This window comes from Actinoallomurus iriomotensis (genome assembly GCF_030269445.1).
Classification (GTDB): Bacteria; Actinomycetota; Actinomycetes; order Streptosporangiales; family Streptosporangiaceae; genus Actinoallomurus; species Actinoallomurus iriomotensis.
Window position 1 is genome coordinate 331,567 of record NZ_BSTJ01000013.1, and the last position, 20,130, is coordinate 351,696.

The window sequence follows — 20,130 nt, forward strand, 5'->3', positions numbered from 1 at the left end:
GGTCAGCGGCGCAGAGTGGTCTCCCGCTCCACACGTGAGAGCTTCTCGGGGTTGCGCACGGCGTACAGGCCCGTGATGAGGCCGTCGTCGACGCGTACCGCCAGGACGGTGTCGATCTCGCCGTCCAGGCGGATCGTCAACGCGGGGTGGCCGTTGACCCGGGCCGGCCGCAGCGACGCCGCGGCGGCGATCCTGCCCAGTACGGCGGCCACGCGCTCGGCGCCCACGACGGGATCCAGCGCGGCCCGCACGACGCCGCCGCCGTCGGTCAGCAAGACGACGTCCGGCGCGAGGATGTCCAGCAGGTTCCGCAGGTCGCCGGTTTCGACCGACCGCTGGAACGCCTGGAGCGCGGCTTCGGTCTCGGCCGGTGAGACGGCGTCACGCGGGCGGCGCGCGGCGACGTGCGCCCGTGCCCGGTGGGCGATCTGGCGAACGGCGGCCGGGCGCTTGCCGACGGCTTCGGCGATCTCGTCGTAGTCCAGGTCGAACACCTCGCGCAGCACGAACACCGCCCGTTCGACCGGCGCGAGCGTCTCCAGCACCAGCAGCATCGCCATCGACACGCTGTCGGCCAACTCGACGTCATCGGCCACGTCGGGCGCGGTCAGCAGCGGCTCGGGCAACCAGGGTCCGACATAGGACTCCTTGCGACGGCGGAGCGTACGCAGCCGCATCAGCGCCTGCCGGGTGACGATCCGCACCAGGTAGGCCCGCTGATCGCGCACTCCGTCCAAATCGACGCTCGCCCACCGCAACCACGTCTCCTGCAGAGCGTCCTCGGCGTCCGCGGCCGAACCGAGCATCTCGTAGGCGACGGTGAACAGCAGGTTGCGGTGAGCGACGAACGCCTCAGTGGCGGTGTCCACGCGGTCCCCGTGCGCAAGCGGGTCGGTGTCGTCCGCTGCGTGCTCGCTCATATCCGGCTCCTGCCTGTCGTTTCTCCACGTTGCCACACGCATCAGATGCCGCCGCCCCTCGTTCTGTGACAGCCACGTCTGTGGCGTGCGTCACGCGAGTGCGGTGTCACAGGGCCCGGGTCGCCGGCATCTCCTGTTCGACCGGCTACGACAACAAGGAGCACACGATGACGGCTCGTCTCAACCTCTTCGGCAGTCCGACCGCGATCGCCGCCAAGGCCGCCGGGCACTTCGGCCTGGCGAGCAAGACGATCCTGGCGGAGTCGACGTTGCCCGCCGCGACCCAGAAGCTCGTGCTGCTGCGCGCGAGCCAGATCAACGGCGACGGTTACGCCACCGACGTGTGGAGCAAGAACGCCGCGCATGCCGGGGAGACCGCCACCCGCGTCAACCTGGTCGCGGCGTGGCGTGAGTCCGCGGTGTTCACCGACGCCGAGCGCGCCGCCCTGGAGCTGACCGAGCAGGGCACCCGCATCGCCGATGCGGCCGGTGGCGTCACCGACGAGACCTGGGCGAACGCCGCCGCGCATTACGACGAGGACCAGCTGTCCGATCTGGTGATGCTCATCGCCCTCATCAACGCCACCAATCGCATGAGCGTCGTCGTCCGGCAGCGCGGTGGCGACTACCAGCCCGGCCACCTCGGATGACTCATCAACAACCGACCTCCCCGTTCATCCGATGCTGAGGAGCACGTCATGGAATCCCGTTTCGACCTGATGGCCAACCCGCTCGGCGCGAAGATCGCCAAGCGGATCTACAACGTCGCCCTGGCCATCGTCCAGTCGCCGCTGCCCGAGGCCACCCAGAACCTGGTGATGCTGCGCGCCAGCCAGATCAACGGCTGCGGTTTCTGCGTCGACTACCACACCAAGGACGCCACGGCTGTCGGCGAGACCGCGGTCCGCCTCAACCTCGTCGCCGCCTGGCGCGAGTCCACGGTGTTCACCGAGGCCGAGCGCGCGGCGCTGGCGCTCACCGAGGAGGGCACCCGGATCGCCGACGCCCACCCCGGCGTGTCGGACGAGACCTGGGCCAGGGTGCGCGAGCACTACGACGACGACCAGATCGCCGCGCTGGTCTCGCTGATCGCCATGATCAACGCCAACAACCGGCTCAACGTGATCGTCCGCAACCCCGGCGGCTCCTACGAGCCCGGAAAGTTCGCCGACCTGGCCAACTGACCGGCCGGCGGGACCTGTCAGCCGCTCTTCCGGCGGCGGCAGGTCTCGCCGGTCCCCACGCCGGACAGTACGGTGCGCGCCACGTCTTCAGGAAACCGTGCCTCAAGACCTCGATGTCCGAAGAGTGCCCGAAAGACGATCGGTGCCGCGAACAGGTCCATGACGAGGTCGACATCGAGACCGGGACGCAGATCGCCGCGCTCTCTTCCCTTCGACAGCGAGGCGATGCACGCTTCCCGCCGCGGTCTCCACACGGCGTCGAGGAAGGCTCCGCGCAGCTCCGGGTCGTCCGCGAGGTCGGCCACGAGCGCCGGAAGCACGTGGCCCAGGGCCGGGTCGGCCATGGCGGCCTGGAGCGCTTCGAGGTGTCCGACGATGTCGCAGTGGGTGCAGCCGGTGTCGACCTCGACGACGCCGATCCGGTCGTCGGCCATGGCCTCGACGACCAGGTGCCGTTGGCTCTTCCACCGGCGGCGGATGGCCGGCTTCGTGGTGCCCGCCCGCTGGGCGATGGCCTCCATGGTGAGGGCCGAGTAGCCCACCTCCCGCAGGAGCGCGCTCGTGGCGGCCAGCACGGCGTGGTCGATGCGTTCGTCCCGCGGGCGTGCCATGGTCTTCTCCCCGACTGAATCCTCCTGATGGGGCGCGGACAGCCTATCGAGGAACCAGCACGACTTTGCCGAAGGCGGTTCCGTCCGCGACCCGCCGCAGCGCGGCGTCGGCCTCGGCGAGCGGGAGACACCGGTCGATCACGGGTGAGAGCCGGCCTTCGGCCATCAGCGCCAGGACCCTCGTCCAGGAATGCCGGCGGTCCCGGGGAGCGACCGAGTTCAGGCTGAAGAAGAGCACCGTCGGTGACTTGTGGAAATCGTGCAGCGGCGACGCGAAGGCCGCCGGATCGGGAACGCCCGCGGCGGCACCGCACAGGACATGACGCCCGTTGGGCCGGAGCAGCCGCAGATGCCTCCCGAGCGCCGGTCCGGCGACCGTGTCCACGATGACGTCGTAGGTGTCGTCGTCGGGAAGGGCGGAGCGGGTCCGGTCGACGACCCGCGTCGCGCCCAGCGTGCGCAGGCGCTCGCCGCGGGCCGCGGACGAGGTGACGGCGGTCACCTCGGCGCCGTGGGCGCGGGCGATCTGGGTGGCGAGCACGCCGATCCCGCCACCGGCGCCGAGGACGAGCACGCGCTCTCCCTCGGTCACCCCCGCGCGGCGCAGCGCGATCTCGGCGACCAGCGCGTTCACTCCCGTCGCGACCAGGTCGGGCGCGCCGACATCGTCCGGGGCCGGGACGATCCCCTCCACGTCGGCGACGGCCTTCTCGGCGAACCCCCCGAAGGCCGTCAGCACGGCCAGGACCCGATCTCCGACCAGCTCCGCAGGCGTGTCCGGCCCGACCGCCGTGACGCGGCCGACGACCTCCACGCCCGGTGTCGCTCCCGTGCCGAGGGGAGTGGGGTACTCACCCCGCAGGGCCATGACGTCCACGTAACCGGCCCCGGCGGCCTCGACCTCGATGAGTACCTGATGAGCCGCCGGGACCGGTACCGGGGCATCCACCACGGCCAGTTCCCCGGGTGTCCTGACGATCGCTGCCAGCATGCCGGCCTCTTCCCCTATATCGTTCCGATTCGGATCGAAACGATATCACCGGCCGACGGTCAGGAGGTCATGCGCCACTCCAGGATTCCGCCGGACACCCCGGAGCCGAGCCGTGCCTCGATCCGGAACCCGGTCGAACGCACGGGGGTGAAGGTCGTCCGGTTGTAGGTGTCGCGCGCGGTTCCGTACGCCGAGGCGCCCTCGACGGGCCGCCACGTGTCGCCGTCGCGGTACAGCAGGCGCCAGGACACCGGCACCCGGCACTGGCCCTGCCCGGTGTCGTCGAACCAGTACACCTCGGTGGCCGAGGCCGGGACCGGCTCGTCGTAGTCGTACTGGACCCACTCCAGGCTCCCGGTGTGGTCCCACCAGGTGAACCGCGGGATCGACTGGTCGCCGGAACTCGACGGCGAGACGCCGTCGTACAGCGCCTCGGTCGTGTCGCCGGACCACACGTGCGAGGCCGTGGCGACCGGCGGCACCACCCACGTGCGGGCGTCCGGCCCGTGGCCGATCACCGGGAACGTCGTGATCCGCAGCCGCGCCGCGCCCATCGGCACCAGGGTGATCGTCTCCAGCGGCTCGTCCGACCGCGCCGGGCCGTCCTGCAGCGGGCGCACGACGTTCTCGTCGTCGGCCCGCCACTGCGGGATGCGGCGCCCCTTGGCGCGCAGCTCGATCGGTACGCCGCGGCGCGTGAAGGGGTTCCCGGTCGCGGCGCGGCGCCGCACGTCGAACGACGAGCCGTCCAGGCCGTAGTTCCACGGCGATCCGGCGCCGACCTCGTACTCGGGCCACGACGAGGTGCCGCCGGACCGCCGCCACCGCTCCTCGATCGCCAGGGAGAACGTCAGCGGCCCGTACGAGACCGAGGCCGCCCCGCGGTTCCAGGTACGGGTGACGGCGCGCATCGGCAGGCGCAGCTCGACGCGGTCGCCGGACCGCCAGAGCCGCGAGACGACGGCGTAGCAGGGCGGCGTCGCCTTCAGCGGCATCGCCTCGCCGTTCACGCGCAGGGCCGGGCGGTCGCACCAGCCCGGGATCCGCAGGTAGAGGGGGAACTCCACCGGCCGCGGCGTGGACAGGCGCAGCGTGACGGTCTCCTCGAACGGGTAGGCCGTCTCCTCGGTGACGGTCACGGCCGTGCCGTCGGCGCCGACCTTCGCCGTCACCTCCGACGCCGCGTACATCGAGGCGGCCAGGCCCGCGTCGTAGGTCGCGAGCCACAGCTCCTCGGCGTAGTAGGGCCAGCCCATGCCGTAGTTGTGCGGGCAGCAGCGGTACTGGTGGACGCCGGGTTTGTACGCCTGCATGGCGAAGTCGTTGTCGAACTGGCCGTGGGTCTTGGCGACGTCGTTCAGATCGATGGAGTTGGCGCTGGTGATGTAGTGCGTCCCCTTCTGGGCGGGGTCGAAGGCCGCGGGCAGCGAGTTGACCGCGATCTCCTCGCAGCGGTCGGCCCACACCGGGTCGCCGGTGATCCGCGTCAGCAGTTCGAAGCTGTGCATGAACTCCACGAACCCGCACGTCTCAAAGCCCTGCCGGGGATCGGTGAAGTACGGGCGGGAGTTCTCGTCACCCGCGAACCCGCCGCCGGGGAACCGCCCGTAGGTGTTCATCACCGTGTCGTAGTCGCGGTACGTGGCCGCGCGCAACGCCGGGTCGCCGGCCAGCACGCCGTACTGCAGCGGCTCGCGGAACCCCTGCGCGAGGTTGACGTTGTGCCAGGTCGGAATGCCGCTCACGTAGTCGGCCGACCCGGCGTGGATCGTGCGGACGAGGTCGAGCAGCCACGCCTCGCCGGTGCGGTTGTAGGTCCAGTAGACGCTGTCGATCGTGTCGCCCCACCGGTACGCGCCCCAGCCGCGCCCGAACACCGCGGCCGGCTGGGCGTGCTGGAACGCGAAGTACCGGGTCAGGAAGGGAACGATCCGGTCGTCGCCGGTCGCGTCGGCGTAGGAGCGCAGCGCGTCCAGCACCGGCATGTGCGGCCAGAAGTCCGGGCCGCCCTCCAGCGACGTGCGCAGCGAGGCGGGGCCGAAGAAACCGTCCGGCCGCTGCGCGGCGAGGATGCCGTCGATCCAGCGCCGGGCCTCGTCGCGCACGCGCCGGTCGCCGGTGACCAGGGCGAGGTCGGAGAAGCCGCGCAGCCAGTACGGCAGCTCCTCCCAGCCGTCCTTGGACGGGTCCACCCAGCCGTTCGTCTCGTACACCAGATAGTCCGACACCTCGGGCATGCGGCCGTTCAGGCCCTCGACCTGGAGGTCGAGCTGGCGTCGCAGCCAGCCGCCCGGCCGTACGCTGCCGGGCGGCAGCCGCAGGAACGGCTCGGGGCGCAGCGGCTCCCGGTTCGGCGTGTAGTGCCCGCCGGCCGAGGCCGCCTCCACCGTGCGCACCACGCGTACGGTGTCACGGCGCTCCGCGGCGGCGGGACGGCTCACGGCCGGTCCGATGAGGGCGCCGCCACCGGCCGCGAGGCCGCGCCGCAGGAAGGTTCGTCGTTCCACGTCGACTCCCGTCGCATCGCGGGGACGGGAGGGACCGCGCGGGCGCGGCCCCTCCCGTGGCTCACTTGCCGGACTGGTAGAGCTGTCCGACCTCATCGGCCGACAGGGCACGGTCGAACACGTGCACCTGGTCGATGGCGCCCGGCCAGAAGTCGACCGGGTTGCCGCCGTACCGGCCGCGGCCGATCACGGTGTGGCCCGTGGAGGCGTCACCGAGGCAGGCCGCCGCGGTGCCGGCCTTCTGGCCGTTGACATAGAGGGTGAGTGCGCCGCTCGCCGCGTCGCGGACGCCGACCAGGTGGTACCACTGCCCGGTCTGCGGCGCGGACGGCGCGAGGGCGCGGACGCCGGCGAAGCTGAACGCGAACCGGTCGTCCTGCCCGGAGTACTGCAGGTAGAAGGCGCTGTTGGTGTCGCCGTCCTGGCTCACCGCCGTGGCGAAGGAGCCGAGCCGGTCCAGCTTCACCCAGGCCGAGACGCTGTAGTTCCCGGTGGTGTCCAGGAGCGCCGCGCCCGTGTCGGCGTACTGGTTCGAGCCGTTGAACTGCAGCGCCGACCCCGAGTGCCCGGTCGTCCACGCGGGCCCGTTCACCAGGGAGGCGTCGTGCGTCCCCGCGGCGTCCTTGGCGACCGTGCCGGTGCCCTCGTCGAACGGGTAGAAGCTCACCCCGTCGAGTCCGGGCTTGCCGGGCGGGTAGGTCGTGCCGTCGCCGGCGCCGACCGAGCCGGACGCCTTGATCAGCGCGAGGTTCGCGGCCCGTACCTGGTCGGCGCCGGGCTTGAGCACCCGGCGATCGTAGGTGTAGATGCCGTTCAGCTCGTCCTCGACGTCGGTGATCTGCGTGTAGACCGACGCGGACACCCCGCACCGCTGCTCGACCTTCAGCAACTGGCCCTGCAGCTCGGTGTAGCGGCGGGTGAGCGTGGCCTGGTCCGGCTCCATCTCGTACGCGAAGCCGTTCACCGGGTCGAACATGTGGCCGTCGACCTTCAGCCCGAGCCCGCCGTACTCGCCGTCCACGGCCGCGCGGACGCCCTGCTGGACGGGGGTGCCCGGCCCGACGTAGGTGTGGTTGTCGTAGATGTCGCCCTCGCCGTTGTCGGGCAGGGAGTCGCAGCAGTTGACGCCGCTGTCCGCGTTCACGAGGCGGCTGGGGTCCCAGGACTTGATCTCACTCACGACGCGGCCGGGCTCGTACTCGCCCCAGCCCTCGTTGAACGGCACCCAGGTGACGATCGACGGGTGGCTGCGGTGCTGGTCGACGACCGCGTGCAGCTGGCTCTCGAACTGCGCCTTCACCGTGTCCGGCGGCGTGTGCGAGGCGAACGTCGAGGGCATGTCCTGCCAGACGAGCAGGCCGAGGCGGTCCGCCCAGTAGTACCAGCGGTCGGGTTCGACCTTGACGTGCTTGCGGACCATGTTGAAGCCGAGCTTCTTGTGCGCCTCCAGGTCGAAGCGCAGCGCGGCGTCGGTCGGCGCGGTGTAGATGCCGTCCGGCCAGAAGCCCTGGTCCAGGGTGCCGACCTGCATGACGAACTTGCCGTTGAGCAGCATGCGGACCTTGCCGTCCGGGCCCTTGCCGAGCCCGATCGAGCGCATGCCGAAGTAGGAGCCCGCCTCGTCGACGGCGCGATGCCCGGCCAGGATCCGTACCTTCAGCGTGTACAGGTACGGGTCGTCGGGGGTCCACAGACGCGGGTGGGGGACCGGCAGCCTCAGCTCGGTCCCGGCCCGACCGGTGACCCGGCCGACCTTCTTCTTGCCGGCGTACGCGGTGACCTCGACGGTCTGCGTGGTGATCCCGGCGGCCTGGACGGTCACCCGCAGCGCCTTCGCCGCCAGGTCGGGCGTCGAGTCGACCCGGTCGACGTGCGCGGCGGCGACCGGCTCCATCCACACGGTCTGCCAGATGCCCGAGGAGGGCGTGTAGAAGATGCCGTCGCCGGCCTGGCGCTGCTTGCCGACCGGCTGGCCGTCGATGTCGGTGGTGTCGTCGACGCCGACGAGGAGCTCCTGCGGGCCGGTGCCCCGCAGCGCACCGGTGACGTCGGCGGTGAAGGCGTCGTAACCGCCGGTGTGCGTGGCGACCTTCACGCCGTTGACGTAGACGGCCGCCTGGTAGTCCACCGCCTGGAAGTGCAGCAGCAGCCGGTCGCCGTGCCAGGAGGGCGGCACCGTGAACGTCCGGCGGTACCACATGTGGTCGACGTGCCGCTGGATCCCCGACAGCATCGACTCGACCGGGTACGGCACGAGGATCTTGTCCGGGAGGGTCTGGCCGGCGGGCGGCGCCTGGCCGGCGGCGGAGGCCTCGGCGAACTGCCAGCTGCCGTTGAGGTTCTGCCAGCGGGCGCGGGTCAGCTGCGGGCGGGGGTAGTCCGGCAGCGCGTTGGTCGGCGAGACCTCGTGGGTCCAGGGCGTGGTGAGCTGGGTCTGTGCCTTCGGCGTGTCCGCCGCGGCCCCGGCCGGTACCGCGGGGGCGACGAGGGCGGTGACCAGCGCGAGAGCGAGGACGATGACGGAGGCCGGACCCCGGGGACGGGTCCGCCGGGTGGATCTGCGCGCGTACAAGAGGAGGCTCCAATCTGCCGGTGATGAGCGCCGGCGAGTGGCACGCGGGGCCAGATGCAGCATGAACGGCTCCGATCACAAATGCAATATTCGGATCGGTTCCTGGTCAGGTTGCGATCGGTATTGACAGAAGACGATCGGCGATGGCTCAATACCGGCATCTCGTCCTCACTCTGGAAGGACAGCCCCATGACCCATCGCGTACGCGCGGCAGCGTTCGTCGCCCTCCTCACGCTCGCCGCGGCCGGCTGCGCCAAGTCCGAGGACGACAAGCAGGCCGGCGCCCAGGACACCGCTGGCCAGCAGCAGGTGGCCCAGACCCCGGCCGGCAACGTGCCGACGTGCACGATCGACAAGTTCGGCGCTCACAAGTTCGACCTCAAGAGCGGGGTGGTGGGGTTCTCCCAGTCCGAGAAGGAGGCCAACCCGTTCCGCATCGCCGAGACCGCCTCGATCAAGTCCGAGGCCAAGAAGCTCGGCATCGCGAACCTCAAGACGACGAACGGCCAGTCGCAGTTCAACAAGCAGATCAGCGACGTGCAGCAGCTCATCGCCCAGGGCGCGCAGGCGCTGGTCATCGCCCCGCTCAACTCCGACGGCTGGGAGCCGGTGCTCCAGCAGGCCGCCGCCAAGCACATCCCGATCATCACCGTGGACCGGCAGATCAACGCCACCGCCTGCAAGGACTACGTGACCTTCATCGGGTCGGACTTCTACACGCAGGGCAAGCGCGCCGCCGACCAGATGATCAAGGCGCTCGGCGGCAAGGGCAAGGTCGCGATCCTGCTCGGCGCGTCGGGCAACAACGTCACGACCGACCGCACCAACGGCTTCAAGGACGAGCTGAAGCAGAAGGCCCCCGGCATCCAGATCACCTTCCAGCAGACCGGCGACTTCGCCCGCGAGAAGGGCCAGCAGGTCACCGAGCAGCTCATCCAGAGCAACCCGGACGTGGGCGGCCTGTACGCCGAGAACGACGAGATGGCCCTCGGCGCGGTGACCGCGCTCAAGGGCGCCGGCAAGAAGGCCGGCCAGATCAAGATCGTGTCGGTGGACGGCACGCGCAACGCCGTGTCGCAGATCCCCGGCGGCTGGATCTCCGCGGTCATCGAGTCCAACCCGAGGTTCGGGCCGCTCGCCTTCCAGACCCTGACCAATTTCCTGAACGGCGAGGCCATCCCGCAGAAGGTGATCATCTCCGACCGCGAGTACGACGCCTCCAACGCGAAGCAGTCCGTCTCGTCGGCGTACTAGGGGATGTCCGTGCCGGATGAGGAGGGTCCGCTGCTCGAGGTGAGCGGCGTCGTCAAACGCTTCACCGGAGTCCTCGCCCTCGACCGGGTCTCGCTGGAGCTGGCCCCCGGAGAGGTGCACGCGCTCGTCGGCGAGAACGGCGCGGGCAAGTCCACACTGATCAAAGTGATCACGGGCGTGTACCGCCCCGACGAGGGCACGATGCGCCTCGCGGGGCGGCCCGCCGAGTTCGCCGGCCCCCTGGAGGCCCAGCGTGCCGGCATCCAGGCCGTCCACCAGGAGATCGGCCTGGTCCCGGCGCTGAGCGTGGCCCGCAACCTGCTCCTGGGCCGCGAGCCGCGCCGCCGGTTCGGCACCCTGGACGTCGGGCGCATGCACCGGGAGGCCGGCGAGATCCTGGCGTCGTACGGCATCGACGTCGACGTCCGCCGCCCGCTGCGGTCCCTGGGCGTCGGCGTGCAGCAGATGGTCGCGCTGGCCCGCGCCGTCTCCGTCGACGCCCGCGTGGTCGTCATGGACGAGCCGACGTCGTCCCTGGAACCCCGCGAGGTGGAGACGCTGTTCGGCGTCGTCCGCCGGCTCCGCGAGCGGGCCGTCTCGGTGATCTACGTCAGCCACCGTCTGGACGAGCTGTACCGGATCTGCGACGGTGTCACCGTGCTGCGTGACGGCCGCGTCGTCCATCAGGGCCCGCTCGCCGAGCTGGACCGGCTGCGGCTCGTCTCGCTGATGCTCGGGCGTCCGGTCGCCGACGTGCGGCAGGGCGGGGTCACCCGGTTCTCCGGCGGCCATGACGCGGCGCGCGAGACCCCCGTCGTCGAGGCGTCCGGCCTCACCCGCCGGCACGTCCTGGACGACGTGTCGGTCGCGATCCGGCCCGGCGAGGTGGTCGGCCTGGGCGGCCTGCTCGGCGCGGGCCGTACCGAGACCGCCAAGGCGATCGCCGGCGCGCTGCCGCTCGACGGCGGGCGGGTGACCGTCGCCGGCACGCCGCTGCGCCGGGGCTCGGCCGCCGCGGCGATCCGCGCGGGCGTGGCCCTGCTGCCCGAGGACCGCAAGGCCGAGGGCGTCATCGGCACCCTGTCGGTACGGGAGAACATCGCGCTCGCGGCGCTGCCCCGGCTGTCCCGCGCCGGTCTCGTCTCCGAGGCGCGCATCGACCGCATCGTCGACACCTTCATGCGGCGGCTGCGCATCAAGGCCGCCGGGCCGCACCAGCGCGTCGCCGAGCTGTCCGGCGGCAACCAGCAGAAGGTCCTGCTCGCGCGCTGGCTCGCCACCGAGCCGAAGATCCTGCTCCTGGACGAGCCGACGCGCGGCATCGACGTGGGGGCCAAGGCCGAGGTCCAGGCGCTGATCGACGAACTCGCCGAAGACGGCCTGGGCGTCCTGCTGATCTCCGCCGACCTGGAGGAACTGGTCGAGGGCTCGGACCGCGTCGTGGTGCTGAAGGACGGCGCGGTCGTCGGTGAGCTGTCCGGCGGCGACCTCACCGAGGAACGCGTGATGACGACGATCGCCGACGCCGGGGGAGGCACGCCTTGACCACCGAGACCGCCGCCGTACCCGCCTCGCGCTTCGACCGCGCCCGCCTGCTCGCCTGGCTGCAGGACTACGGCGTGTACGCCGCGATCGCCGCGCTGATCCTCGTCAACATCGCGATCACCCCGCGGTTCCTGACGCTGGAGAACCTGCGCACCCAGCTCGTCCAGGTGGCGCCGGTCGTCATCGTCTCGTTCGGCATGGCGCTGGTGATCGGCACCGAGGGCGTCGACCTGTCGGTGGGCTCGGTGATGGCGCTCACGACCGCCCTGATCCCGCTCTACCTCGGGTACGGCGTGGTGCCCGCCGTCGTGGCCGGGCTGCTCGGCGGCGTCGCGGTCGGGCTGGTCAACGGCTCCCTCGTCGCGTTCGTCGGCGTGCAGCCGATCGTCGCGACGCTCGCGCTGTTCGTCGGCGGCCGGGGCATCGCGCTCGTCGTCGCGGGCGGGCAGCTCAAGGACGTCCACGACCAGACGCTGCTGGACCTGGGCTCCTCGAGCCTCGCCGGGATTCCCCTGCCGGTCGTGGTCGCCGCCGTCCTCACCGTCGTGGTGATGGCGGTGGTGCGCCGTACGACGTTCGGCCGGCGACTGGTGGCCATCGGCGGCAACCGTACGGCGAGCGAGCTGTCGGGCCTGCCCGTACGGCGCGTCCTGCTGCTCGTGTACGTGGTGTCGGGGCTGCTCGCGGCCGTGGCCGGCACGCTCGCCACGGCCCGGTTGCAGGCCAGCGACCCGTCGTCGCTGGGCCTCTTGATGGAACTGTCCGCGATCACCGCGGTCGTGGTCGGCGGCACCCCGCTGAACGGCGGCCGCGTCCGCGTGCTGGGCACGGTCGCCGGGGCCCTGCTGATCCAGCTCGTCCGCGCGACGCTCATCAAGCACGACCTCGCGGACTCGATCGCGCAGATGGTGCAGGCAGTGATCATTCTTGCGGCCGTGTACGCCGCGCGAGGGGCGGGCCGGCGATGACCGAATCCATGACCGCGACCGCGGCCGTCACCGAGGCCGCCGCCGGGCCCACCGGCCGCGAGCGCGCCTTCGGCCTGATCCAGCGGCACGGCGCCGCCGCCGTTCTGGTCCTGCTGGTGGCGATCGGCTCCTTCGCGTTCGACCGCTTCCCGACCGGGGCCAACCTCGGCAACATCGCGATCACCTCCTCGTTCCTGGCGATGGTCGCCCTGGGCATGACCTTCGTGATCATCACGGGCGGCATCGACCTGTCGGTCGGCTCGGTGTTCGCGCTCGGCGGCGTGCTGGCGGCGTACGCGGTGCGGTGGGGATCGCTGGCCGCGCTGCTGCTGCCGCTCGCGGTGTGCGGGGCGTTCGGTCTCGTGCAGGGCCTGCTGATCGCCCGTGTACGGCTGGCCCCGTTCATCGTCACGCTGGCGGGCCTGCTCGGCGCGCGCGGCCTGCTGCTGTCGATCTCCAACGAGGGCGCGACGACGTACCTGATCCCGCGCGGCGCGGTGATCGCCCGGGTCGGCCAGGGCAGCCTCTTCGGTGTCGGATACCCGGTCTACCTGACGCTGGCCCTGTTCGTCGTCGGCGCGGTGCTGCTCCAGCGGACGAGGTTCGGCCAGAGCGTGTACGCGATCGGCGGCAGCGAGGACGCGGCCGAGCTGATGGGCGTCCCGCTGACGCGGACGAAGGTGGCGGTGTACGTCATGTCGGGCCTGCTCGCGGGCCTGGCGGGCGCCCTGAACGCGGCCCGCCTGTCGTCCGGCGTGACGATCCTGGGCACCGGCATGGAGCTGGACGTGATCGCCGCGGTCGTCATCGGCGGCACCCTGCTGACCGGCGGCGCGGGCTCGGTGAGCGGCACGGTCGCCGGCGTCCTGCTGCTGGGCGTGATCCAGAACCTCATCAACCAGATCGGCGACCTGTCCTCGTCGTACCAGCAGGTGGTCAGCGGCGCCTTCCTGGCCGCCGTGGTCGTGGTGCAGACATACCTGAGCAGGGTCCAGCGCCTGCGCTGACGCGCGACCCGAGCAGAGGATCATGAGATTGACAAATGGGCAAGAAACCTTGCAGCACGGCCGGCCGAGCCGCCCGCGACCCTGGCGGTCGCGCTCTTCCGTCCCCCTGAACCGCACCCCGCCCGGCCATGACCTGTACGAGCGTAAGGACCCGAATGCTGTTCACGGCCGCACGCGTGCCCACCGACCGCGCCGCCCGTCACCTCGCGCAACTCATCACCCACCTGGGGCACCGGCCGTCCGCCGGCCGGTCGCCCGATGACCGCGGCACGATCATGCTGCCCGGCGGCTCCTGCCGGTTGGCGTCCCGGCCGGACCACCTCGACCTGGTCGCCGCCGCGCGCGACACCGACGCTCTGGCGAGCATCGAGGAGACGGTCACGCGTCATCTGCGGCGCCTGGGGACCGGTGACCACCTCACGATCGCCTGGAAGCCCCTGGTCCGTCCGGCCGCCCTCGACGACGACGCCGACCTGCTGGCCCTCGACACGGCGTCCTGGACGCCCGGATCAGGCTTTCCCTCGGCCCAGCAGGCGGAACGCACCACCTACTTCACCGAACGCCGGACGCCGCAGGCCCATCTGGTGGCCGAACTCGGTGACCAGATCGTCGGCACCATCGGCGTCCACCCCAAGACCAGATTCCCGGAGACCGCGCACGTCATGGCCGTCACGGGGCTGGTGGTGTCCGCCGACGCACGCCGGCTCGGCGTCGCGTCCGCGCTCCTGGCATCCGCCGAGCAGAGAGCCGCCTCCCTGGGCGCGCGCAAGCTGAGCCTGCAGGTCCTCGGCAGCAACACCGGCGCGCTGAGACTGTACGAGCACCACGGCTACACCGTCGAAGGCCGCTTCAGGGACGAAGTGCTGATCGGAGACCACTACATCGACGACATCAGCATGAGCAAGAACCTTCGTGGCTGAGCTCGCCCGTGGTCAGCGGTGGGCCGGGGCCGCGCGGGCGTACTCGTCGTGGTTCAGGGCACGGAGCACGTTCAGCCGCTCGGAGGCGGGTGTGCCCGGCGGTGGGGTGAAGATGACGAGCTTCTGGTCCTCGACCGGGCTGAGGAGCGTCTCGCATTCGAGCTCGACCGGCCCGACGGCGGGGTGGTCGACGCGGATGCGGCTGCTGCGCCGTACCGCGACCTCGTGCAGTTCCCACAGGTCGGCGAACTCGGGACTGGCCGCCTGGAGACCGGCGACCAGCCGGGTGGAGGCGGCGTCGCCGCCGCGGCGGGTGATGGAGGCGCGCAGGTCCGCGACGTAGGCGCGGCTGTGCTGCCGGCGTTCGTCGGGGGAGTAGATCCGGCGGACCGTCGGGTCGGTGAACCAGCGCCACACGAAGTTGCGGTCCTGTTCGCGGACTGAGCAGATGCAGCCGAGGAGCGCTTCGGCCATGGTGTTGTGCGCGAGCAGGTCGCCGATGTCATTGGTGATGTGCGCCGGGGTCTCCTTGAGCTCGTCGAGCAGGTACAGCAGACCGGGCCGTACGTGGTCGCCCGCCAGCCGGTCCGCCGGAGGCCGGTGCCCCGCCAGCAGGTAGAGGTGGTCGCGCTCGTCCTCGGTGAGGCGCAGCGCGTGGGCCAGCGAGGCGAGTATCTGGGTCGAGGGCTGGGGACTCCTGGCCTGTTCGAGGCGCATGTAGTAGTCGGCGGACATCCCGGCGAGCTGGGAGACCTCCTCACGCCGCAGTCCGGGCGTACGGCGCCGTGCGCCGGCCGGCAGACCCACCTCCTCCGGACGCAGCCGCTCCCTGCGACGGCGCAGGAAATCGGAGAGTTCAGCGCGGTCCATGTCCATGCCACCATCGTCGCGGAGGCGCCGCCCCGCACGGGCAGCCGGGGACCGCCGATCCTAGGGAAGACCGTCCGCTGGTACCCGCCCCGGCCCCCCGGCAGCATCGTCGACGTACGCCGGAAGAACCGGCACGGAGAGTCAGGGAGTGCGGGATGCCCAGGGCAGTGAGGTTCCAGCAGTACGGCGGCATCGAGGTGCTGCGGGTCGTCGAGGTCGACCGGCCGGTCCCCGGTCCGGGCCAGGTCCTCGTACGGGTCGTCGCGGCGGCCATCAACCCGGGGGAGGCGAAGATCCGTACCGGCGCGCTCCACGACCGCTGGCCCGCGACGTTCCCCTCCGGCCAGGGCAGCGACCTGGCCGGGGTCGTGGTGGAGACCGGCGCGGGCGTCGAGGGGTTCGCGAGCGGCGACGAGGTGATCGGGTTCACGGACGACCGCGCGAGTCACGCCGAGTTCGTCGTCGTGGCGACCGCCGATCTCGTCCACCGGCCGGCGGACGTCTCGTGGGAACAGGCCGGATCGCTGTACGTGGCGGGAACCACGGCGTACGCGGCGGTGCGGGCCGTCGCGGCGGGACCGGGCGACACGGTCGTGATCTCCGGCGCCGCCGGTGGAGTGGGCTCGATCGCGGTCCAGCTCGCCCGCGACACCGGGGTGAACGTGATCGGCCTGGCGAGCGAGGCCAACCACCGGTGGCTCGCCGCGCATGGTGCGCTGCCGGTCGCGTACGGCGAGGGCGTCCTCGACCGGATCAGAACGGCCGCGGGCGACCGGAGCGTCGACGCCTTCATCGACACCGTCGGCGCCGGCTATGTCGAGCTCGCCCTCGACCTCGGAGTGGCTCCGGAACGGATCGACACCATCATCGACTTCGAGGCCGCCGAGAAGCACGGAGTCAAGACCGAGGGGAACACCGCCGCGGGGAACGCCGAGGTGATCGCCGAACTGGCCACGCTGATCAGCAGCGCCGGACGGCTGGAGATCCCGATCGCCGCCACGTACCCGCTGGACGAGGTACGGGACGCCTTCCGCGAACTGGAGCGCGGCCACACTCGGGGCAAGATCGTCCTTCGGCCGTGAGCCCGGCTTACGGAAGCAGGGCGAGCGCCTCCCGCAGGTTGTGCTCGGCGATCCCGCGCATGAGCGCCCGGTCGGGGAAGTCGCCGTCGAGGAGGCGGAGCGGCCCGGCGACCAGCGAAAGACGCATGGCCAGCAGGTACAGGTCGAGGCGCCGCTGATCGAGCCCGGGCCGGGAGAGGGCCGCGTAGCGCTCGCCGAAGCGGATGCGGAGGAACACGTGCTCCCACTCGACGTCGAAGTACATCAGGCCCTCGATGTCGATGAGGACGGCCCGCCCTTCGGCGCTCACCAGCACGTGGTCGGGGCCGAGTTCTCCGTGGATCAGCCCGCACTCGGCGCGGGGGAGCACCGGCTCCCGCAGCTCCCGCAGGCGCTCGTCGAGGCGGTCGCGCACGGTCCCGATCCTGGTGTCGCGCCCGGCCGCCTCATCGAGGTCGCGCCGGGCCCGGTCGAGAACCAGCTGCTCGCAGGAGCTCCCGAGGGCGACGCCGCCCCGGTCCAGCAGGTCCACTCTGCCGTGGCGGGGAGCGTGGTGCCGGTGCATCAGGTCGAGAGTCCGGGCCAGGTCGGCCAAGGCGGCGTCCGCGCGAGCGGGACCGGTCTCGAAGAGCGCCTCCAGCGTGCCGCCCGGGACGTCCTCGACGACGGCGACGTCGGCCGCGTACCGCTGCCCGGTGTCATCGGCCCACAGCACGCGGGGAACGCGGGCCCCGACCTCGTCCAGCCTGCGCCGCGCGGCCAGGAACGGCGCGATGCCCGAGGCGGGCGCGAACGGGTCTGTCGCGTCGTCCTCCCGGGTGCCGGGCCAGAAGTCCTCCTCGTCCGACCAGCGGTAGACGATCACGCTCGCCGCTTCGCCCCCGTCGAGCCGGACCCGGTAGACGCCCTTCTTGCTTCCTCCGCGCAGGCGGTCCACCCCGACGATCCGGGGTCTTCCCCCCAACGCGTCCGACACCATTCCCGACAGGTCGCCGGCCTCCGCGAATCCACGCACCCCCGGGAACCTACCGGGAGCCTGCACCTGACAGGTGTACCTCCACCGGAGGGCTGGTCGCCCGGTCCGGCGGGCCGCAGTCTGGCCGGCATGGCGACAGAGACTCCTCACGGCTCCGCGCGGCTCGGGCCGCGCGGCCGGGTCGTGCTCCTCACCCTGTGCGGCGCGACGTTCATGACCGGGCTGGACTACTCGATCATCACGGTGGCGCTGCCGGAGATCGGGCGGGACCTGGGCTTCGCCGGCGCGTCGGCGCTCCAGTGGGTGGCCACCGCGTGCCTGCTGCCGACGGCCGCGCTGATGCCGCTGTTCGGGCGAGTGTCGGACCTGGTCGGCAGGCGCCGGCTGTTCATCGCCGGGGTGGCGACCTTCACCGTGTTCTCGCTGCTGGCCGGGCTGGCGCCGAGCCCGGGCCTGCTCGTGGCGGCGCGCGCCGGGCAGGGTGTCGCGGCGGCCATGATCGGCCCGACCGCGCTCGCGCTGATGACCGCCGCGTTCCCCGAGGGGCCGCGGCGCACCAGGGCGCTGGGCGTCAACGGCGCCTTGCTGTCGCTGGGGTTCGTCATCGGCACGATCGGCGGCGGGATGATCACCAGCGGGCTGAACTGGCGGTGGACCATGCTCCTCCTGTCCGGCATCGGCTCGCTGGTCCTGCTCGGCGCGATCACGGTGGTCCGCGAGTCGGCGGGACGGAGCCGGGCCGGGCTGGACGTCCCCGGCGCCCTCCTGGCGAGCGGTGGGCTGTTCGCCCTGGTGTACGGCATCTCCACCGGCGACCGGGCAGGCTGGGGGAGCGCGCCGACCCTCGCGACGCTGGCGGCCGCCGTGCTCCTCCTCGGCGCCTTCCTGGTCGTCGAGGGACGGCAGGCGGCCCCGCTCGTTCCGCCGCGCCTCCTGCGCCGCGGGACCGTGAAATGGGGCATGACCATGGCGCTGGTCACCTTCGGCATGTGCGGCGGGGCGACCCTGCTGCTCAGCATCCACATGCAGGATGTCTTGGGCTACTCGCCGCTGCGGACCGGGTTCGGCTTCCTCGGTGAGGGCGTCGCGGCCCTGCTCGCGGGGTCCCTCGCGGCCCGGCTGATCGGCGCTCGAGGCACCGTGACGGTCATCGTGGTCGGCCTGACCGTGCAAGCGGCGGGCACCGCCGCGATGGTGTTCCTGCCCGCCGAGGGCGGCCTGGTGCTCCTGCTGACCACCTCGGCCGCGATGGGGTTCGGGCACGTCCTGACCGTGGTGGCCGCCATCACGACGATCACCTCCGGTCTGGCCCAGGCCGACCAGGGCGTCGCCGGCAGCCTGGCCCAGATGCCCACCTTCGTCGGCGCCGTCGGCGTGGCCGGGCTCACCGCCGTCGTCGCCGCCCGTACCGAGGCGCTCGCTCCGGCCGCGTCGGCCACCCTGGGCGGGCTGCACGCCGCGTTCCTGACGGCCGGTGCGGTCGCGGCGCTCGGCGCCGTCGCCGGCGGTGTCCTGCTCCGCCGGACGAACGCCGGCCGGGTCGGGCGCTCTACCGATCGGCCGGCCGAGCGAGTCCCGGCCGCGTGACCGACTCGGTGAGCCGCCGCAGCCGTTCCCGCGACGGCGAACCCGTCTCGGCCTGGAACACGGTCACCGCCTGCCCCTCGTCGTCGGGCGTCCGCAGGAGCTCGGCGGTGAGGGTCATGACACCGACGCCGGGATGCCGGTAGTCACGCGAGATGGACGCGCAGTTGCTCACCGGGTGCTCGGTCCACAGGGCGTGGAACTGCGGGCTGAGCGCCAGCAGCTCCTCGACCAGAGCGGTCAGCCCCTCATCCCCGGGAAACCTGCTCAGCGACCCCTCCAGGTAGGCGATGTCGTCGCGGGCCTTCTGCTCCCAGTCGGCGTACAGCCCGCGGGAGAAGTCCAGTTCGAGGAAGTCGAGGCGGACGAAGTTCGGCTTCTCCTCAGCGTCGAAGGCCCAGTGCGGAGCCAGCAGGGCGTGCGCCGGACGGTTCCACGCGAGGATGTCGCCCCGCCGGCCCACCGCGATGGCGGGCACCTCGGTGAACGATTCCACCATCAGCCTGATGCCGGCCCGCAGCCGTTCGGGACGCGCCTTCCGCCTGGCCCGCGCGACCCGGGCCAGGCGGTGCAGATGCGCCACCTCGTCGTCGTCCAGCCGCAGCACGCGGGCGACGGCGTCGAGGACCTCATCGGAGACGTTCGGGCTCTGTCCCTGCTCCAGGCGCGTGTAATAGCCGACGCTGACCCCGGCCAGCGGCGCCAGCTCCTCCCGGCGCAGCCCGGCCACCCGGCGATGCCTGATCCCGGAGCTCAGCCCGACGTCCTCGGGCCGCACCCGGGCCCGCCGCGACCGAAGGAACTCACCAAGCACAGAACCGGGATACATGACACGAAAGCCTGCCAGATCGCGATCCAGCTCCACCACGCCGAGAACCTCACCGCCCTCCCGCACCTCTGACACAGCGGCGGTTTCCCACGTCGGCGTACCAGACGGCGCCCTCGGCGTCGACGCAGATCCCGTCGGGATGGTCGGCCCCGGCCTCCGCCCACACTCGCCGGTCGCCCAGGGAACCGTCCGGACCGATGTCGAAGGCGGTGAGCCGGTTGCCGTAGCCGATGTTGTGGGCGTAGGCGTTGCCGCGCGCGTCGACCACGATGTCGTTCCACGGCTTGTCGGAGAAGGAGACTCCTCCCGTGATCAGAACTCATCGGCCGGC

The 20,130-nt window shown here is 71.8% G+C and carries 18 protein-coding genes; 9 read left to right on the plus strand and 9 right to left on the minus strand.

The window, feature by feature from the left end; translation table 11 throughout:
* Positions 1 to 2: 2 nt before the first annotated feature.
* Positions 3 to 920, minus strand: coding sequence for an RNA polymerase sigma-70 factor (locus QSK37_RS42260; protein WP_285632844.1), 918 nt, complete (start codon positions 918 to 920; stop codon positions 3 to 5).
* Between the two features lie 167 nt (positions 921 to 1,087).
* Between QSK37_RS42260 and QSK37_RS42265 the strand changes: the two genes are divergently transcribed.
* Positions 1,088 to 1,570, plus strand: a complete 483-nt coding sequence (locus QSK37_RS42265) for a carboxymuconolactone decarboxylase family protein (protein WP_285632846.1) — start codon at positions 1,088 to 1,090, stop codon at positions 1,568 to 1,570.
* A gap of 48 nt (positions 1,571 to 1,618) precedes the next feature.
* Complete coding sequence (locus QSK37_RS42270; protein ID WP_285632848.1) at positions 1,619 to 2,104, plus strand: carboxymuconolactone decarboxylase family protein; 486 nt, start codon at positions 1,619 to 1,621, stop codon at positions 2,102 to 2,104.
* 17 nt (positions 2,105 to 2,121) lie between these two features.
* Here QSK37_RS42270 and QSK37_RS42275 read toward each other — a convergent pair whose 3' ends face one another.
* The 4 genes from QSK37_RS42275 to QSK37_RS42290 form a co-directional block, all read right to left on the minus strand.
* Complete coding sequence (locus QSK37_RS42275; RefSeq protein ID WP_285632850.1) at positions 2,122 to 2,715, minus strand: TetR/AcrR family transcriptional regulator; 594 nt, start codon at positions 2,713 to 2,715, stop codon at positions 2,122 to 2,124.
* Between the two features lie 43 nt (positions 2,716 to 2,758).
* Positions 2,759 to 3,706: a quinone oxidoreductase family protein gene (locus QSK37_RS42280; RefSeq protein ID WP_285632851.1), complete on the minus strand. Its 948-nt coding sequence runs from the start codon at positions 3,704 to 3,706 to the stop codon at positions 2,759 to 2,761.
* Between the two features lie 59 nt (positions 3,707 to 3,765).
* Positions 3,766 to 6,213 (minus strand): beta-L-arabinofuranosidase domain-containing protein, encoded by a 2,448-nt coding sequence (locus QSK37_RS42285; RefSeq protein ID WP_285632853.1) that lies wholly within the window; start codon positions 6,211 to 6,213, stop codon positions 3,766 to 3,768.
* A gap of 61 nt (positions 6,214 to 6,274) precedes the next feature.
* The gene (locus QSK37_RS42290; RefSeq protein ID WP_285632856.1) at positions 6,275 to 8,785 is read right to left on the minus strand and encodes a LamG-like jellyroll fold domain-containing protein; all 2,511 of its coding nucleotides are present in this window, start codon (positions 8,783 to 8,785) and stop codon (positions 6,275 to 6,277) included.
* Positions 8,786 to 8,974: 189 nt separating this feature from the next.
* On the opposite strand from QSK37_RS42290, the gene QSK37_RS42295 reads away from it, so the two are divergent.
* From QSK37_RS42295 to QSK37_RS42315, 5 genes are all read left to right on the plus strand, one after another.
* Entirely contained in the window at positions 8,975 to 10,039 is a 1,065-nt protein-coding gene (locus QSK37_RS42295) for an ABC transporter substrate-binding protein (protein ID WP_285632859.1), read from the plus strand.
* A gap of 3 nt (positions 10,040 to 10,042) precedes the next feature.
* On the plus strand, positions 10,043 to 11,584 hold the full coding sequence (locus QSK37_RS42300) for a sugar ABC transporter ATP-binding protein (protein WP_285632862.1): 1,542 nt from the start codon (positions 10,043 to 10,045) through the stop codon (positions 11,582 to 11,584).
* Positions 11,581 to 12,552, plus strand: a complete 972-nt coding sequence (locus QSK37_RS42305) for an ABC transporter permease (protein ID WP_285632865.1) — start codon at positions 11,581 to 11,583, stop codon at positions 12,550 to 12,552. The genes QSK37_RS42300 and QSK37_RS42305 overlap by 4 nt, the downstream gene beginning before the upstream one ends.
* Positions 12,549 to 13,559 carry an ABC transporter permease gene (locus QSK37_RS42310; protein WP_285632868.1) on the plus strand — a complete coding sequence of 337 codons (1,011 nt, stop codon included), beginning with the start codon at positions 12,549 to 12,551 and terminating at the stop codon, positions 13,557 to 13,559. Before QSK37_RS42305 ends, QSK37_RS42310 begins: the two co-directional genes overlap by 4 nt.
* A 155-nt stretch (positions 13,560 to 13,714) precedes the next feature.
* A complete protein-coding gene (locus tag QSK37_RS42315; protein WP_285632870.1) occupies positions 13,715 to 14,479 on the plus strand; it encodes a GNAT family N-acetyltransferase in 765 nt (254 codons plus the stop codon).
* A gap of 12 nt (positions 14,480 to 14,491) precedes the next feature.
* Here the strand turns inward: QSK37_RS42315 and QSK37_RS42320 are convergent, their stop codons facing one another.
* A complete protein-coding gene (locus QSK37_RS42320; protein WP_285632872.1) occupies positions 14,492 to 15,355 on the minus strand; it encodes a helix-turn-helix transcriptional regulator in 864 nt (287 codons plus the stop codon).
* A gap of 149 nt (positions 15,356 to 15,504) precedes the next feature.
* Here QSK37_RS42320 and QSK37_RS42325 point away from each other — a divergent pair, with 149 nt between their 5' ends.
* Positions 15,505 to 16,431: an NADP-dependent oxidoreductase gene (locus QSK37_RS42325; RefSeq protein WP_285632874.1), complete on the plus strand. Its 927-nt coding sequence runs from the start codon at positions 15,505 to 15,507 to the stop codon at positions 16,429 to 16,431.
* Between the two features lie 7 nt (positions 16,432 to 16,438).
* Here the strand turns inward: QSK37_RS42325 and QSK37_RS42330 are convergent, their stop codons facing one another.
* Positions 16,439 to 17,425 (minus strand): phosphotransferase family protein, encoded by a 987-nt coding sequence (locus QSK37_RS42330; RefSeq protein WP_285632876.1) that lies wholly within the window; start codon positions 17,423 to 17,425, stop codon positions 16,439 to 16,441.
* Positions 17,426 to 17,515: 90 nt separating this feature from the next.
* Here QSK37_RS42330 and QSK37_RS42335 point away from each other — a divergent pair, with 90 nt between their 5' ends.
* The gene (locus QSK37_RS42335; RefSeq protein WP_285632880.1) at positions 17,516 to 18,973 is read left to right on the plus strand and encodes an MFS transporter; all 1,458 of its coding nucleotides are present in this window, start codon (positions 17,516 to 17,518) and stop codon (positions 18,971 to 18,973) included.
* Here QSK37_RS42335 and QSK37_RS42340 read toward each other — a convergent pair.
* Both QSK37_RS42340 and QSK37_RS42345 read right to left on the minus strand, forming a co-directional pair.
* The gene (locus tag QSK37_RS42340; protein ID WP_285632882.1) at positions 18,936 to 19,784 is read right to left on the minus strand and encodes a helix-turn-helix transcriptional regulator; all 849 of its coding nucleotides are present in this window, start codon (positions 19,782 to 19,784) and stop codon (positions 18,936 to 18,938) included. The genes QSK37_RS42335 and QSK37_RS42340 overlap by 38 nt on opposite strands.
* 64 nt (positions 19,785 to 19,848) lie before the next feature.
* On the minus strand, positions 19,849 to 20,067 hold the full coding sequence (locus QSK37_RS42345) for an SMP-30/gluconolactonase/LRE family protein (protein WP_285632885.1): 219 nt from the start codon (positions 20,065 to 20,067) through the stop codon (positions 19,849 to 19,851).
* Between the last annotated feature and the right edge of the window lie 63 nt (positions 20,068 to 20,130).

Bases quoted from the DNA above. Each gene is read 5' to 3' on its own strand.
- QSK37_RS42260 (WP_285632844.1), bottom strand. From the start codon at position 920: ATGAGCGAGCACGCAGCGGACGACACCGACCCGCTTGCGCACGGGGAC.
- QSK37_RS42265 (WP_285632846.1), top strand. From the start codon at position 1,088: ATGACGGCTCGTCTCAACCTCTTCGGCAGTCCGACCGCGATCGCCGCC.
- QSK37_RS42270 (WP_285632848.1), top strand. From the start codon at position 1,619: ATGGAATCCCGTTTCGACCTGATGGCCAACCCGCTCGGCGCGAAGATC.
- QSK37_RS42275 (WP_285632850.1), bottom strand. From the start codon at position 2,715: ATGGCACGCCCGCGGGACGAACGCATCGACCACGCCGTGCTGGCCGCC.
- QSK37_RS42280 (WP_285632851.1), bottom strand. From the start codon at position 3,706: ATGCTGGCAGCGATCGTCAGGACACCCGGGGAACTGGCCGTGGTGGAT.
- QSK37_RS42295 (WP_285632859.1), top strand. From the start codon at position 8,975: ATGACCCATCGCGTACGCGCGGCAGCGTTCGTCGCCCTCCTCACGCTC.
- QSK37_RS42300 (WP_285632862.1), top strand. From the start codon at position 10,043: ATGTCCGTGCCGGATGAGGAGGGTCCGCTGCTCGAGGTGAGCGGCGTC.
- QSK37_RS42310 (WP_285632868.1), top strand. From the start codon at position 12,549: ATGACCGAATCCATGACCGCGACCGCGGCCGTCACCGAGGCCGCCGCC.
- QSK37_RS42315 (WP_285632870.1), top strand. From the start codon at position 13,715: ATGCTGTTCACGGCCGCACGCGTGCCCACCGACCGCGCCGCCCGTCAC.
- QSK37_RS42320 (WP_285632872.1), bottom strand. From the start codon at position 15,355: ATGGACATGGACCGCGCTGAACTCTCCGATTTCCTGCGCCGTCGCAGG.
- QSK37_RS42325 (WP_285632874.1), top strand. From the start codon at position 15,505: ATGCCCAGGGCAGTGAGGTTCCAGCAGTACGGCGGCATCGAGGTGCTG.
- QSK37_RS42335 (WP_285632880.1), top strand. From the start codon at position 17,516: ATGGCGACAGAGACTCCTCACGGCTCCGCGCGGCTCGGGCCGCGCGGC.